Genomic DNA, 15,615 nt, shown 5'->3' with positions numbered 1-15,615 from the left:
GACCAAAGTCGCGGCGGGAGCGGACGCCGACCAAGGTCGCGCTGGCCAAGTCGCTGCGGACGCGGAATAGCACGACAGGGGCGGTCGACTGGGCCGAACGGATCAACGGGGTGAGCATTGCACGCGATCGGACAGGCGGTCAGGGGCGAGAGCGCGGCGGCGCTCGCGATCGTGGTGATGGGGGTGAGCGGCACCGGCAAGACGACGCTCGCCACGGCGCTCGCGCACGCACTCGCCTGCCCGATGCTGGAAGGCGACACCTATCACTCCGCCGCTAACGTCGCCAAGATGCGCGACGGTCACCCGCTCACAGACGAGGATCGCTGGCCCTGGCTGGATCGGCTCGGCGCGGCGCTCGGCGATGCCGCGCGCGAGCGAGGTCGGGCGGTCGCCGCCTGTTCGGCGCTACGGCGCGCCTATCGCGAGCGGCTCGGCGACGCCTCGGGGCTGCGTCCGGCCTTCGTGCTGCTCGCGCTAGACCATGACACGATCGCGCGGCGGATGGCGACCCGATCGGGCCATTACATGCCGGTCGCCCTGCTCGACAGCCAGCTCGCCACGCTCGAGCCGCCCACCGCGGACGAGCGCGCGTTGACGCTGGACTCGACCCGCCCGCCCGACGAGCTGGTGGCGGCGGTGCGCGCGTGGTTGGGGCTGGGGTGAAGCGCTAGTAGTCCTCCCCGGGACGGGGAGGGGGACCGCCGCGCGCAGCGCGGTGGTGGAGGGGGGGCCACGCAGCGCAGCCTTCGCGGAAGTCCCCCTCCACCACCGGCTGCGCCGGCGGTCCCCCTGCCCGTGCCGGGGAGGATTTCACGGCATCAGCCGTCGTCTTCCCTGCGAGAGATGCCAGCGCATCGCCAGCGCGGCGCCCTCGGCGTCCTGCGCGCGGATCGCGTCGACGATCGCGTCATGCTCTTCCATCATCGCGCCGATCACGGCGGGGGGGCGTGAGCGCGAGATGTCGACACCCGCGCGCAGCACGCGCATCACGCCGTCGAGCAGCTGGTCGAACACCAGCGGGAAGGACGCGTTGGCGGTGGCCTCGACGATCGCGCGGTGCAGCCGCCAGTCCTCGTCGTGCGCCGGTGCGTGGGAGAGCAGCGCGGCACGCAGCGCCGCCAGAGCGCGTTCGATCGCCTCCATCTGCGCGGGCGAGCGACGCTGCGCCGCCAGCCGCGCCGCCTCGGCTTCGAGCACGAAGCGCACCTCATAGGTGCCCATCGCCGAGGCCAAGGTGTCCATCGGCATGTGCGTGTCCAGCCGCGCCGAGGGGCGGCGCTTGACGTAGGAGCCGGCGCCGCGCCGCGCCTCGGTGATCCCGTCCGATGCCAGGCGGGCGAGCGCCTCGCGCACGATCGCGCGCGACATGCCGAAGCTCTCGGCCAGGCGCGCCTCGGACGGGAGCCGGTCGCCGACCGCCAGCGCCTCGTCGTTGATGATTCGCACGATCGCGGCATAGGCGCGATCGGTCAGCCGTCCCTCGCTCACGCTCCTCTCCTCGGCTCTGGCATAACCTAGCGCAGCCATCGTGGCGAGGACGATGCCTGTCAGACAGGTTTGCCGCCACTGAAGCAAATCGACTTGATTGACCGGTAGAAAAGGGCTCATATCGAACAAAGCTGTCCAACCGATTGCGGGTGGATGAGCCGATAGGGGCGCGGCGACGACCGCGAAGGAGGAGCAGGATGACGACGGGCGCTATCCCTGACGGACCGACCGATGGCGTTGCGACGCTGGCGCATCTCACCCCGACGCAGGTGAAGGTGCTGCGCGGCGTGCGCTCGGGGCGACTCAACAAGGAGATCGCTTTCGACCTCGGCATCGCCGAGGCGACGGTGAAGGCGCACATGACCGCGCTGATGCGCAAGCTCAACGTCCGCAACCGCACGCAGGTGGCAGTGGTGGCCGAGGCGATGGCCGCTCACGCCGGCTAGCGCGCCGCGCGATCGCCCGGTAAGCACATGTAAGATAACGAGAAAGCGGGAGGCGCGCGATGCGGGCGAAGAGGTGGCTGGGTGCCGCGGCGGTGGCGCTGGCGGCGGGAACGGCGGTGCCCGCGGCGGCGCGCTCGACCTCGGTCTATCTCACTCAACCGGACGATCCGCGCGCGATCACCGTCCACGGCGTCGGCGACGGGCGCGCCGACGACAGTGCGGCGATCCAGCAGGCGATCGACCAGGCCGCGGCGAGCGGGAGCGGCGGCATCGTCTTCCTGCCCTCGGGCCGCTACCGCATCACGCGCACGATCCTGGTGCGGCCCGCGGTGCGGCTCTTCGGCGTCGGCAAGACCCGGCCCGAGATCGTGCTGGGCGATTCCACCCCCGGCTTCGGCAGCGGCGTGGCGGCGATGCTCGCCTTCACCGGCGAGGACCAGTATCGCGTCGGCAAGGTCGCGGTGCCGCCGCCCACCACGGTGCCGTTCGATCCCAATGTCTATGACGCGACGTCGAGCACCTTCTACTCGGCGATCGCCAACGTCGACTTTCGCGTCGGCGCGGGCAACGAGGGCGCGGTGGCGGTGCGCTTCCGCGTCGCGCAGCACGGCTATGTCCGACACGCCGACTTCCATCTCGGCTCGGCGCTGGCGGGTGTCTACCAGGCAGGCAACGAGTTCGAGGACCTGCGCTTCTACGGCGGGCGCTACGGCATCCTGAGCGAGAAGACCTCGCCGGCGTGGCAGTTCACGCTGATCGACTCCGAATTCGAGGGCCAGCGCGACGCCGCGATCCGCGAGCATGAGGTCGATCTCACGCTGGTCAACGTCGCCATCCGCGACACGCCGATCGGCATCGACATCGATCGCGGCTGGTCCGACTCCCTATGGGGCAAGGACGTGCGCTTCGAGCGCGTCAGCGAGGCGGCGGTGGTGATCTCGGAGGAGAGCAGCGTCTTCACCCAGATCGGCTTCGACCACGCGGTGGCGAGCGACACGCCGGTGTTCGCGCGCTTCCGCGACAGCGGGCGGACGATCGCGGGCAAGGGGAGGCGCTACCATATTGCCGATTTCTCGCACGGTCTCGCGCTTGCCGGCTTGGGTGAGATCGGCAAGACCGCGACCACGGTTGATATCGCCCCGCTCTCCCGCGCGCCGCGCGGACCGACGCCGACCATCGCCGCGCTGCCCCCGGTCAGCCAGTGGGTCAACGTGCGCACGCTTGGCGTGAAGGGGGACGACGCCACCGACGACACCGCGGCGCTGCAGCGCGCGATCGACACGCATCGCGTGCTGTACCTGCCGATGGGGCGCTATCGCGTCACCGACACGCTCAGGCTGCGCCCCGACAGCGTGCTGATCGCGCTGCACCCCAGCCTGACCCATCTCTATCTGCCCGACAACGCGCCGAATTACGCGGGTGTCGGCGGCGCGCGTGCGCTGCTGGAGAGCGCCAGGGGCGGCAAGGCGATCGTCCACGGCATCGGGCTGTGGACTGGCAGCGTCAACCCGCGCGCGACCGCGCTGCTGTGGCGCGCCGGCGCCGCCTCGATGGTCAACGACGTCAAGATCCAGGGCGGTGGCGGGACAGTGCTGACCAAGGGCAGCGCCATCAAGCCCAACGACCCGCAGGCGCGTCAGGACGGCCAGCACCCCAGCATCTGGGTCACCGATGGGGGCGGCGGCACCTTCGCCGCGATCTGGTCGCCCAACACGCTGGCGTCGGCGGGCTTCTACGTTTCCGACACGAAGACGCCGGGGCACGTCTACGAGCTCTCCGCAGAGCATCATTATCGCGCCGAAATCGTGCTCGATCACGTCGAGAACTGGGAGTTCCTCGCGCCGCAGACCGAGCAGGAGGTGCGCGACGGCGTCAATGCGGTCTCGACCGAGATCCACCACTCGCGCAACATCCTGTTCGCCAACTACCACGGCTATCGCGTGACGCGGACGATCAAGCCGATGGACGCGGCAGTGAAGCTGTATCAGTCGGGCGACATCCGCTTCCGCAACGTCCACGTCAATGCGGAGAGCGGCTTCGCCAGCTGTGACGCCAAGGGCTGCGGCACTTATCTGCGCGCGAGCAAATATCCGTTCGAGAACGCGATCAAGGACATGACGCGCCAGCAGGAGGTGCGCGAGCGCGAGTTCGCGCGGCTCGACGTGCCCGCGGTCGCGGCGAGCGCGGCGACCGCCTCCGCGGTGCCGGTGTCACCCGGAGTCGAGAAGCTGGCCGACGGCTTCTACTCGATCGCGGGCGGCGCGGTGGACAAGGCGGGCAAGCTCTACTTCATCGATCGCTTCTTTCACCGCATCCACGGCTGGTCGCGCGCGGAGGGGCTGTCGACCGTGGCGCAGGCGCCGCTCGATCCGGTCAATCTGGCGGTGGCGCGATCGGGCGACCTGCTCGTGCAGTCCTCGGCCGGGCGCGACGGCACGGTCTACAGCATCGATCCCGCCAGGCCCGAGGACGTGCGTGTCATCGCGCCGACCGCGGCGCGTGCGCATCCCGGCGCCGCCACGCTGCTGCCAGTCAACGTCTGGGCCAACGGCGAATTCGCCGATCGGATCGACCCGAAGACCTACGAGTTCCCGCCGCTCTCCTACTTCTTCGCCAGCAAGATGGGCGCGGCCAAGCCGCAGGAATATGTCTCGCCCGACGGCTCGCTGGTCCTCCCTGCCTTCCGTGTCTGGAACCAGGGGCCGGACGATCATACCGGCTGGCGCTGGTCCGACACGCTCGACTCCTACGGACTCGTCGGGGCGGCGCCGGGCAGCCGGGTGACGTTGACCAACGCCTCGGAGAATCGCACCTACAGCGGCCTGGTCGGCGCGGGCGGGCAGGTGACCGACCTCAAGGTGGTGGCCGAGCGCGGCGGCGAGAGCGTCGCGCGCGACGACGCCGGCAACCTCTACGTCGCCAACGGCCAGGTCTTCGTCTACGCGCCCGATGGCAGCGAGACCAGGCGGATCGACGTGCCCGAGCGGCCACTCCAGCTGCTGATCGGGGGCGCGGACCGCCGCACCTTGTACATCCTGACCCATCACGCGCTCTACGCCTCGCCGATGTAGGTCAGTCACCTGCGCATGATTCACCTAAGCGAGTGGATTTGCCCTGTAAATTTCTACACGCGCGGGCTAACCAGCCGCCATGTCGGAGGTCGAGCGCGAGCGCCCACCCACATATCCGGTCGACGCCGCGGCGGCGCCCGACCTGTCGCGCCGCTATCTCGCGCTCGCCGCGGAGGCGGCCGACCGGCTGCTCGCCGCGACCGATCCGGCGCGGATGGTCGACGAGCTGTTTGCGCTGATCCGCGCCGAGCTGCGGCTCGACGTCTTCTTCAATTACCGCCACGACGACGGTGTGCTGCGGCTCGTGGCCTATGCCGGGTTGACCGAGCAGCAGACGCAGGACGGCGCTGAGCTGCGGCTGGGTGAGGCGGTGTGCGGCTGCGCCGCGCTGGAGCGCCGCCGCATCCACGCCGAGCGGGTGCAGCGCTCCGACTCGCCGCAGCTGGCGTTCGTCCGCTCCATCGGGCTCGACTGTTACGCCTGCACTCCGCTGCTCGACGGCGAGCGGCTGCTCGGCACGCTCGGTTTCGGGCGCCGCGACAGCCCATGTTTCACCGCCGAGGAGCTGCAGCTGCTCCATACGCTATGCCATTATGTCGCGCTGGCCAAACTGCGGCTGCGCCACGAGGAAGTGCTGCGTCGCAACATCGCCGAGCGCGATCGGCTGCTCGCCGAGCTCAACCACCGTGTCCGCAACAATCTGCAGATGGCGGTCGGTGTAGTGCGCAACGAACTGCGCGGCGTCGAGCCGGCGCCGCCGGCGCTGACCACCGTCGCAGAGCGGCTCGAGCTGATCGCGCTGGCGCACCGGCCGCTCTACCAAGCCGACGGCGCCTCGCTCGCGGTCGACGCGGTCGAGATCCTGCACGGCGCGGTCGAACTCACCACCGGCGGTGACGGGCGCGTCGAGGCGGCGGAGCCGGTGATGATCCCGATCGAACAGGCGGTCGCCTTCTCGCTCCTGGTCCACGCTTTGCTCGATCGCCGTGTCGGTGCCGGCGCGCGCGTCGCCGTCGCGCGCCGCGCCGCCACGCTGGAGGCGCGGATCACCGTCGCGGCAGAGCCGGCGGCCGCGCCACCGCTCGACCGGCTCGCCAGCTCGCTGCTGCGCCAGCTCAACGCCAGCCTCTACGAGGAGGCCGGCGCCATCCACCTGAGGTTCCCACTCGCTCATGCAGGCTGACGCCGACACCCGCTCGCTCCGCCTGCTCGTGGTCGAGGACGAGGCGATCATCGCGATGCTCGTCGAGGATGCGCTGACCATGGCGGGCCACCTCGTCGTCGGCGTGGCGGAGAGCGCGAGCGAGGCGCTGGCGATCGCCGCGCGCGAGACGATCGATCTCGCCTTGTGCGACGTGCGGCTGGCGGAGAATGACAGCGGCCTCACCGTGGCGCGCGAGCTCTCGGCGCGCGGGGTGCCCTGCCTCTACGTCAGCGGCAACTGCCCGACCGTGGCGGATCACCCGCTGATCATCGGCTGCGTCGGCAAGCCCTTCGCCACCGCCGCGCTGAGCCGCGCGGTCGAGGCGGCCTATCGGATCGCCGCGGGCGAACGCGACGTCGAGGTGCCCAAGAGCATGCACGTCTTCGCGCGCGCGTAACCGTCCCGTTCCAGGCTCCGATCACCGCTGGACCCTGCTATCCCCGAAGAGCTAAGCGGTTGGCGGGCAACCAGGGGGACATATGCAAGGTCGGGGCGTTCTCGCCGGCCTCATCGCGCTGCTCGCGCTGTTGCTGCTGTTGCCGGCGGCGGTGAACCGTGGCGTGCTGCAATTCCCCGACACGACCACCTATATCCGCGGCGTCGATGCCGCCGTGGTCGCGGTGACGGGGCACAGCTCGGCCTGGTCGGACGATGCCAAGCGCGCGCTCGCGGCCAGCGCGGCGCCTGGGCCGGGAACGGCGCCCGCACCCGCCAGCGGCGAGTTGTCGGTGCCCGCGACGGCCCCGGCCGGCAACTTCCCGGTCGTGCTGTCAGGCCGCTCGGTCTACTATGGCGCGCTGCTCTACGCCGCCGACTGGCTCGGCAGCTTCTGGTGGGTGGCGATCGTCCAGGCACTGGTGACCGCCACGGCGGCGCTGCTCGCCGCGCGCCGTGTCGCCAGCCGGCTTGAGTCGCCCGAGCGGCTGTGGCCGGTGCTCGCCGTGCCGCTCGTGACCAGCGTCGGGCTCCAAGTGGCGCTGCTGATGCCCGACATCTTCGCGCCGCTCGCGATCCTGGCGACCGCGCAGATCGCGCTCTACTGGCGCGCGATGGTGCGCGGCGAGCGCGTTTTCTGGTCGTTGCTGCTCGCCGCCGCGGCGTTGTTCCACAGCGGCAACCTGCTCGTGATCGGCCTCTTGGTCGGCGTGCTGCTGCTGTGGCGGGCGGGGACGCGCAGCGCGCTGTGTCTCGTCCCTCTCGTGCTGGCGCTGCTGGTCGGCGTGGCCGGCGAGGCGGCGTTCGGCGCGGCGGTGCGCAAGATGACCGGCTATCCACCGGTGCGGCCACCGTTCGTGGCGGCGCGGCTGATCGCCGACGGACCGGGACGCGACTATCTCGATCGCGCCTGCGCCGAGGGCGCGACGCTGACGCTCTGCCGGTATCGCGACTCCATCCCTGAGGACAGCGACTCCTTTCTGTGGGCGAGCGGCCGCGGCAGCTTCATGGGCATGCCGCCGGAAGACCGGCGCCGCGTCGCCGCCGAGGAGCGCAGCTTCGTGCTCGCGGTTCTGGCCGACCAGCCGCTCGCGGTGATCGGCGTCTCGCTGCGCAACATCGGCGGGCAACTGCTCCGCTGGCAGGTGGACGACATCGCCGACGCGCGGCTCGGGGGGATCAACCGCGACAAGCTGCCCCCCGCGGTGCGCGCCGCGTTCGACTCGACCCGCGCCGCCGAGAGCGACTTCCCGACCGGCTATTACGACCTGCTCGCCGCGCCGGTGACGCTGCTCGCGCTCGCCACGCTGCTCGCGCTCGGCCTGGTGCGGCGCGACACGATGCCGGCGGCCACGCGCGGCTATGTCGCGATCGTGCTGGCGGGCATCCTGCTCAACGCCACGGTGTGCGGCGCCTTCTCCAAGCCGCACGACCGCTATCAGAGCCGCGTTATCTGGCTGCTGCCGCTGCTCGCGACCGCCGTGCTGGCGGGATCGCGCCGGCGCGCGCCCGCGCCCGCGCCAGCGGCGAGCGGGACGGCGGTGTAGGGCACTTCACCGCCGCTCGCGCGCGAGCTCGTCGACCGCCTGCGCCAGCTCGATCCACATCGCGCCCTCGGGAATGACATATTCGTTCTCGCCCCAGAAGAATGGCCAGTCCTCGTGGTTCTCGGGGAAGTCGGGCTTGATCACCAGCACGCCGGGGACGACACCGCCGGCGATGAAGGAGAAGTCGGCGCGATTGTTACCATAGGCGACCTCCTTCGACAGCGTCCCCACGCCCGAGACGAACGAGCGGTCCGAGCCGGGATGGTGGCCGAGCAGGAACTCGGCGCCGCGGAAGACCGCGTCGGCGGGGACGATCTCGGGGAAGGCCTTGTGCAGCGCATAGGCGTTGAGCGCATAGCCCATCACCGTGCCGCTGCCGGCCCAGCCGCCCGTGGTGATCGGTACGCCGAAGGGGTTGGCGGTCGCGCCCTTGTCCGCCTCGGCCGCATAGGCGCGGACCGCCGGGATCAGCCGCGCTCGGTAGGAAGCGGGCATGAAAGGGACCGCCGCGAGCGCGTCGCGCAGGCTCGCCGCGAACCTTTTCTCCACCTCAGGGTACAGCGTCTCCACCGCGGTGACGTAGCGCGGGTCGCGGGTGGCGCGCAGCAGCTCGACCGCGGCGGAGAAGCGCTCCATCTCGAGCGGACCGCCGGTGGTGTTGCCGTGCTGGTAGAGGTCGGGCGGGTGCGACTGCTCCTCGGCCCAGGTCGCGGTGGCCAGCGCGAGCGCGCGCTTCGCCAATTCCGGCTCGGCCGACTGGAGCGCGCGCGACGCCGCGGCCAGACCCGCGATCGAGCCGTAGTTGAGCGCGGACGCCTTGGTGGTGAAGGCCCAGCGATCGTCGGGCATGCCGCTGCGGCCACCCTTCTCCTCGCCGAGCTTGAGCGACGGATCGTAGACCAGCCCGTCGGTCTTGGTCGAGGCGTCGCCGAGATGCGTATATTGCGCGACGTCGGGCTCGACGATGCCGTGGATGGCGTGGCCGACCGCGTCGAACTGCGCCACCAGCTGGCGCGTGCCATGCGCGATCTGCTGAAGCAGGTCGGGCGTGCCGTCAGGCACGTGCAGCTCGGTGCGACGGCGCGTCTCATCCACCGCGGTGCTGTCGCGCGTCGGACGCCAGCGCTCCCAGCTGTCCACCATCGAGCGGATCACCTGGTATTGCGACTGGGTGCGGATGTCGAAGTCGCCCGCGTCGAACCAGCCGCCGGTGTTGAGCCCCGGGATATGCTCCCCTGGCTTGTACTTGCTGTCGGTCGTCGGCCCTTGCGCGTAGAGGTCGATATGCTCGTGGTTGACCGGTGCCTGACGCGCGTCGTCGCGATGCGCCTCGCCGTGCCACACGCGATACCCCTCGTTGACGAACATATGGTCCATGGCGACGGGGAAATAGACGTCGAGCGTCGGGTGCCACGCGCCGGCATAGACGTCGTCGGCGATGCGGAACGGCGCGGTGCGCGTGGAGCCATATTCGAGCACGTAGAGGCCCGGCTGACGCACCGCACTGAAGTCGAGCTGCAGGTAGGAATAGCGCAGATAGTCGCCCCAACGCTTGGCGGCGGGGATCGCCACCGGCGTCATCGCGCCGTCGCTGCCGACGCGCAGCAGCCGCGGCGTGAGCGCGCGCGTGTCGGCGCGGTCGAGCTCGATCGTCGCCACCTTGCTCCCAGCCGGTGTATAGCCCAGCTGCGAGTGCGCGATCACCGGCGCGCGACGCCAGCCGGGTACGCTCGTCGGGCGCACCGTCCATTCCAGCACCGTCCCGGTCTTCCCGGTCGGGAGTAGCGAGCGTAGCACGAACCAGCCGTTCTGCGCCTGATTGCGCCCGTCGTACAGCTGCACGGACTCGCTCGACTCGATCGTCACGCGCCGCGCCGCGTCCTCGGGCGCGAGCACGAAGCGGCGCGCCGCGGCGATCGGCTGCGGCTCGGCGCCAGGGCCCTCGGCGCGGCCGCTCGCGGCGTTGCGCTCTGGCGTGCGAGTCATCGCGTCGGCGGGGTAGAGCGGGAAGGTGCCGGTGCGGTCGTCGGCGAGATAGCCGTGGTGGAAGTAGGCGGCCGGCAGGAACTCAAGGTTGAAGCCGGCGCGGCCGGCCAGTGCGGCGGGCACCGGCTGCTCGAGCAGCACGGAGACCTTCACCGCGCCGCCCGCTTGCTCCGAGCGGATGCGGTAGCGCCAGTGCTGGTCGGGATATTCCAGCGTCACCGTGATCGCGCCGCTGCGCTGGTCGACCTCGCGCCCGATGAAGCGCGCGGTCGGGTCCCACTGGCCCGGCGTGGCGGCCAGACGGACGTCGCCGTTGGTGGCGATCCGCTCGTCCTGCTGGATGATCTCGACGCCGCTGATCTTCGAATCGGCGAACAGCCCGTCGTACCAGTTGGAAAAGACCAGCACGTTGGCGCCGGGCGCTTCGTAATAGCCGCTCTTGTTGAGCGTCAGCTCGCCGGCGGGCGGCGCGGCGCGACGCGGCTGCGCCGACGCCGTGCTCGCCAGCAGCATGGCGATGACCGATAGGCCGATGCCGATACGCGCCTTGCTCATCCTCGTCCTCCGTGCGCCCGTCGTTCGTCGCCGATCACGGGGGTTTGTATAGCGCTAACATCGACGCGCGCCATATGCCGTGGATCAAGCCAGCGGGCATTGACGGCTGATCGCTCATCTACCTACTCTCTTCTCGAGAGACCGCGTGCCGTTGGCAGATAGCGGTAACAGGAGAGGGTGGATGAGGATCGATCGGTCATGGCGCGCCGCTGTGGCGATGCTAGGCGCGCTGCTTGCATCCGCGGCGCCGGCTCAGATCTCCACGCCCGCGCCCTCCGCTGTCGCGGGCGCGAAACCCGCGACGGTCGAGCGGATCACCGTCCACGGTCGTTCGCTCGAGGGCAGCCTGGAAGGCGACAGCGCCGACCGTATTGTGTTGGTCGTGCTACCGCCGAGCTACAAGAGCAGCCCGAAGCGTCGCTACCCGGTGGTCTACGCGCTCCACGGCTATTCGATCGGGGCGGAGCAATGGACCCGCGAGATCCACGTGCCACAGACGATCGAGGGGGCTTTCGCGCAGGGCGCGCGCGAGATGATCGTGGTGCTGCCCGACAGCAAGACCGCGCACAACGGCTCGATGTATTCGAGCTCAGTGACGACGGGCGACTTCGAGAACTTCGTCGCGCGTGACGTCGTCGGCTACATCGACTCACACTATCGCACCGTCGCCGATCGGAACAGCCGCGGGCTCGCCGGCCACTCGATGGGCGGCTACGGGACTGCGCGGATCGGGATGAAGCACCCGGAGACCTTCGGCGCGCTTTACATGATGAGCCCGTGCTGTCTCTCCGCGCGCACGCCGGGCGGGGACGCCGCCGCCGACGAGAAGACCTTCGTCGCGCTGCGCTCGCCCGCCGACTCGGCGACGCTGAGCTGGGGTCAGCGCGCGCAGCTCGCCGCCGCGGCGGCCTGGTCGCCCAATCCCGCCAAGCCGCCGCTCTTCCTCGACCTGCCCACCGAGAACGGCCAGCCGCGCCCGGATGTCGTGGCGCGCTGGGCGGCCAACGCGCCGCTGGCGATGCTCGACCAATATGTCGGCAGCCTGCGCCAGTATCGCGCGATCGGGCTCGACGTCGGCGACCGCGACGGGCTGAAGGACGACGCGCAGGCGCTCCACGCCGCGCTCGACCGCTACGGCATCAGGCACGATTTCGCGGTATATCCCGGCGACCATGTCAGCGGCGTGGCGACGCGCGTGCAGGATCAGGTGATCCCCTTTTTCTCCCGCGCTCTGGTGTTCCCGTGAGGCGCGTCGCGCTGGCGGCGCTGCTGCTCGCCGTCTCGGGGGTTGCGACCGCACAGGTGTGGCGCGCCGACCAGGGTGACGGCAGCTATCGCAACCCGGTGCTCTACGCCGATTATCCCGACCCTGACGTGATCCGCGTCGGGCGTGACTATTATTTCGTCTCGACCACCTTCGTGAACGTCCCCGGCATCACGATCCTGCACAGTCGCGACCTGATCAACTGGACGATCGCGACCCATGTCGCGACGAAGCTTGATGGCGACCCGCGCTACGATCTCGTCGGCGGCAACGCCTATCGCAAGGGTCTGTACGCCGCGAGCCTGCGCCACCACGACGGCACCTTCTATCTCGCGATCACCCCGGTCGGGCAGAAGACGCGGATCTACTACGCCAAGACCATCCGCGGCCCATGGCGCTACCACGAGCTGGACCGCGAGGCGTTCGATCCCGGCCTGTTCATCGAGTCCGACGGCCGCGCCTATCTGGCGACCGCCACCACCGCCGACGGCACGATCACGCTGCTGACGCTCGACCGCACGCTCTCCAAGGTCACCGCCGCGCGCAAGATTCATTACATCAAGGGCGCGGAAGGCTCGAAGCTGATCCGGCGCGGCGACTATTACTACCTCTTCAACGCGCTGCCGCCGAGGCTGGCGCTGAGCGTGTCGCGCTCGCGCAGCCTGTTCGGCCCGTGGGAGACGCGCGATCAGATCGACGATCGCAGCGGCGGCCACCAGGGGGCGCTGGTCGACCTGCCCGGCGGCGACTGGTTCGGCTTCGTGATGGAGGACAGCGGCGCGATCGGGCGGATGACCAACGTCTCGCCCGTGTTCTGGAAAGACGACTGGCCCGTCTGGGGCACGCCCGACGCGCCGGGCCGCGTGCCCGCCCGCGCGCGCAAGCCGATCGCCGGCGGCGCCTTCGCCGAGCCGCCCTCGTCCGACACGTTCGACCGCCCGGCGCTGGGCGTCCAGTGGCAGTGGAACCACAATCCGGACGACCGCCGCTGGTCGCTGACCGATCGGCCGGGCTGGCTGCGGCTGCGCCCGACGCGCGCCGCGCGCTTCTGGGAGGCGCGCAACACGCTGACGCAGAAGGGCCAGGGGCCGGCCAGCCGCGGCGAGGTGGTGCTCGACCTCGCGCATCTCGCACCGGGCGACCGCTGCGGCTTCGGCACGCTCGGCCAGGTCAGCGCCAACCTCACCGCGATGCGCGGAGCGGATGGACGCGCGTTACTGGCGATGGAGGTGACCGAGGACCAGGTCGAGGGCGCGCGTACCCAGACGCGCGCCTCCGTGCCACTCTCGGGCAATCGGCTGTGGCTGCGCACCGAGATGGACTTCAAGGCATCCAGCGGTCGCGTCGCGTACAGCGAGGACGGGCGCCGCTGGCGCGGGCTCGGCGGCGACTTCCCGCTGCGCTTCGCCTGGCGCACCGGCACCTTCCAGGGCGAGCAGTTCGCCTTGTTCTGCTACGCGCCGGGCGAGAGCAAGGGGTGGGTGGACGTGGACTCGTTCACGCTGTCGCCGTTGGCTGCGGACGCGCGGCCGTAGCGAGCGAAGGTGCTTAGCGATCATCCCCTTGCAGGGAAGGATGAGATGTTCTCACCTACAATGAGCGTCAAAGGTAGGCGCGGCCGCACCCCCCATAGCACTCGCGCCCGCCCGCTCACTCCACCGGCACGTCGAAGGTCCCCACCGGCAGCTGCGCCTCGTCGAACAGGTTCACCACCGGCGTCTCGGCCCAGGCGTAACGAACATGCGTCACCGGCTGGCCGTCGCCCGCGAGCGTCACCGTATCGCCGGTGACCGTCCCGGCGGCGAAGCGGCACGATCCCGCCGCCGCACCGCACAGCTCGAAGCCGATCGCCTGCGCCGCGCCGCGCGCGCTGAGCGCCCCGGTTGCCCCGGTGAAGCGCAGCACCGCGCCGCCGTCGGCGCCGCGCTTCGCCCCCGCGATCGCCGGGCCCGCCGGCGCGACCGGCTCGCCGTAGCGCGCCGCCCGCATCGCGCGCGCGAGCCGCAGCCCGATCTCGCGCTTCTCGCCCGGGTGGATGTCGAGCGCGTCGCCGAGGTCGAGCGCCACCGCCATCCCGGCGTGCGGGTCGGCCGCGGTGACGCGGCGCTGCGCGTCGCGCACCATGCCCCAGCCGCTCTCCGCGGGGGCCTTGGCGCGCGTGCCATAATCGGCGAGCTGCACCACCGCGAATCCGGTCTCGGGCGTGCCCATCCGTCGCCGCCAGTCGGCGATCAGCGCGGTGAGGCGCCGGTCATAGCCGGGCAGGCCGGTGTCGGACTCGCCCTGATACCAGGCGATGCCGGCGAGCTGGAGCGGCGCGAGCGGCGCGATCATCGCGTTGTCGAGCGTGCCCGCGCCGTTGATGTCGTCCCACGGCACACGTGGCGCACCGCCGCCGACCCGCTTGGCCACGGCGTAGCGCCAGCCGCCGTCGAGCGGGACGCTGCTGCCGTCGGCAAGGGTCAGCCGCATCCGCTCGACCGGGCCGGTCATCCCGCCCAGCGCGTAGACGTCGTCGTCGTTGACGGTGATCACGTTGCGCCCGGCGCGTAGCGTGCCGGCGGGCAGCGCGTAGACGCGCGGTTGCGACGCGAGACTGCTCGAGCCGACGCCGACGCCATTGACCCAGGTGGTGTCGGCGTCGTCGACGGTGCCGATCGACAGCGTCGCCGGTCCGCGCGCCTGCGCCGGCGTGAGCTCGACCGTCTTCTGGTACCAGATCATGCCGTTATATTCGGCCAGCTCGGGCACGCCCCAGGTCTCGAAGTTGGTCAGCGCCGGCACCGCGCGCCAGTCGAGCGCGGCGTCGGGTTGCCACGGCTCCTTGCCACGCGCGTCGCCGCTTGCGCCGCGCCACCACTCCTCCCACTGCCCGATCGCGCGGCGCACCGCCGCGGCGGGGTCACGGGCGTAGAGCGCGATCAGCGCCGCGGCATCCGACTGGCCGCCCGCGCGCAGCGCGGCGTCGCTCATCCAGGCGCTGATCCGCGACCCGCCCCAGCTGGAGTGGATCGCGCCGATCGGCACCTTCTGCGTCCGCCGCAGCGACTGCACCATGTAGAAGCAGGCGGCCGAGAAGCTGCCGACGTTCTCCGGCCCCGCCGCTTGCCAGCGCGGCGCGGTGGCGAGCCGGTCGAGCGGCGTGGCGCTGGCATTCTTGGCGATCGTCAGCAGCCGCAGCTGCGGGTCAAGCGGCGGGTGGGCGTCGGCGAACAGGGTCTGCGCGTCGTCGACGGTCAGCTCCATGTTGCTCTGGCCGGAACAGAGGAAGACGTCGCCGATCAGGATGTCGCCCAGCAGCTTCGCCCCGCTCGGCGCCGCCACGGTCAACTCATAGGGACCGCCCGCGGGCAGGGCGGGGAGGCGGGCGGCGAAGCGGCCGTCACGCGCCGCCGTAGCACTGACGCTATGGCCGGCGAGACTGATCATCACCGTCTCACCCGGTGTCGCGGTGCCGCGCACGTCGATCGGCCGGTCGCGCTGGAGCACCGCATGCTCGCCGATCGCGCCGTCGAGCGTCGGCGCCGCGAGCGCGGGGGTGGCGACGGCGGAGGCGGCGAGCAGGACGGCGAGGCCGCGCGCGAGACGGATCGGCATGGGGCAGAAGTTCCGCTGTACG

General features: G+C 70.9%; 11 protein-coding genes. 8 read left to right on the top strand and 3 right to left on the bottom strand.

Annotated features, from left to right (window positions below; genetic code table 11):
* The first annotated feature begins 117 nt into the window (after nt 1-117).
* Nucleotides 118-663, top strand: coding sequence for a gluconokinase (locus FHY02_RS14300; RefSeq protein ID WP_311722005.1), 546 nt, complete (start codon nt 118-120; stop codon nt 661-663).
* A gap of 147 nt (nt 664-810) precedes the next feature.
* On the opposite strand, the gene FHY02_RS14295 is transcribed toward FHY02_RS14300, so the two are convergent.
* Nucleotides 811-1,488, bottom strand: coding sequence for an FCD domain-containing protein (locus FHY02_RS14295; protein WP_183923293.1), 678 nt, complete (start codon nt 1,486-1,488; stop codon nt 811-813).
* 197 nt (nt 1,489-1,685) lie between these two features.
* Between FHY02_RS14295 and FHY02_RS14290 the strand changes: the two genes are divergently transcribed.
* The 5 genes from FHY02_RS14290 to FHY02_RS14270 all read left to right on the top strand — a co-directional run bounded on the left by FHY02_RS14290 (nt 1,686) and on the right by FHY02_RS14270 (nt 8,191).
* Nucleotides 1,686-1,934 (top strand): helix-turn-helix transcriptional regulator, encoded by a 249-nt coding sequence (locus FHY02_RS14290; protein ID WP_183923291.1) that lies wholly within the window; start codon nt 1,686-1,688, stop codon nt 1,932-1,934.
* Between the two features lie 59 nt (nt 1,935-1,993).
* Nucleotides 1,994-5,005: a glycosyl hydrolase family 28-related protein gene (locus FHY02_RS14285; protein ID WP_183923288.1), complete on the top strand. Its 3,012-nt coding sequence runs from the start codon at nt 1,994-1,996 to the stop codon at nt 5,003-5,005.
* A 79-nt stretch (nt 5,006-5,084) separates the two neighbouring features.
* Nucleotides 5,085-6,188 (top strand): GAF domain-containing protein, encoded by a 1,104-nt coding sequence (locus FHY02_RS14280; protein WP_183923286.1) that lies wholly within the window; start codon nt 5,085-5,087, stop codon nt 6,186-6,188.
* The gene (locus FHY02_RS14275; protein WP_183923284.1) at nt 6,178-6,606 is read left to right on the top strand and encodes a response regulator; all 429 of its coding nucleotides are present in this window, start codon (nt 6,178-6,180) and stop codon (nt 6,604-6,606) included. The genes FHY02_RS14280 and FHY02_RS14275 overlap by 11 nt, the downstream gene beginning before the upstream one ends.
* Nucleotides 6,607-6,688: 82 nt before the next feature.
* Complete coding sequence (locus FHY02_RS14270; RefSeq protein WP_183923282.1) at nt 6,689-8,191, top strand: hypothetical protein; 1,503 nt, start codon at nt 6,689-6,691, stop codon at nt 8,189-8,191.
* Between the two features lie 6 nt (nt 8,192-8,197).
* On the opposite strand, the gene FHY02_RS14265 is transcribed toward FHY02_RS14270, so the two are convergent.
* The gene (locus tag FHY02_RS14265) at nt 8,198-10,732 is read right to left on the bottom strand and encodes a glycoside hydrolase family 9 protein (RefSeq protein WP_221198658.1); all 2,535 of its coding nucleotides are present in this window, start codon (nt 10,730-10,732) and stop codon (nt 8,198-8,200) included.
* 181 nt (nt 10,733-10,913) lie between these two features.
* Between FHY02_RS14265 and FHY02_RS14260 the strand changes: the two genes are divergently transcribed.
* Together FHY02_RS14260 and FHY02_RS14255 are read left to right on the top strand one after the other, a co-directional pair.
* Nucleotides 10,914-11,978, top strand: coding sequence for an alpha/beta hydrolase family protein (locus FHY02_RS14260; protein ID WP_183923280.1), 1,065 nt, complete (start codon nt 10,914-10,916; stop codon nt 11,976-11,978).
* Nucleotides 11,975-13,531 carry a glycoside hydrolase 43 family protein gene (locus FHY02_RS14255; RefSeq protein WP_183923278.1) on the top strand — a complete coding sequence of 519 codons (1,557 nt, stop codon included), beginning with the start codon at nt 11,975-11,977 and terminating at the stop codon, nt 13,529-13,531. The genes FHY02_RS14260 and FHY02_RS14255 overlap by 4 nt, the downstream gene beginning before the upstream one ends.
* A 115-nt stretch (nt 13,532-13,646) precedes the next feature.
* Here FHY02_RS14255 and FHY02_RS14250 read toward each other — a convergent pair whose 3' ends face one another.
* A complete protein-coding gene (locus FHY02_RS14250) occupies nt 13,647-15,593 on the bottom strand; it encodes a sialate O-acetylesterase (protein ID WP_183923276.1) in 1,947 nt (648 codons plus the stop codon).
* Nucleotides 15,594-15,615 lie beyond the last annotated feature (22 nt).

Origin of the sequence: Sphingomonas sp. BK069 (assembly GCF_014193405.1) — a bacterium.
Lineage (GTDB): Bacteria > Pseudomonadota > Alphaproteobacteria > Sphingomonadales > Sphingomonadaceae > Sphingomonas.
This window is presented reverse-complemented; position numbering and strand designations above follow the sequence as displayed.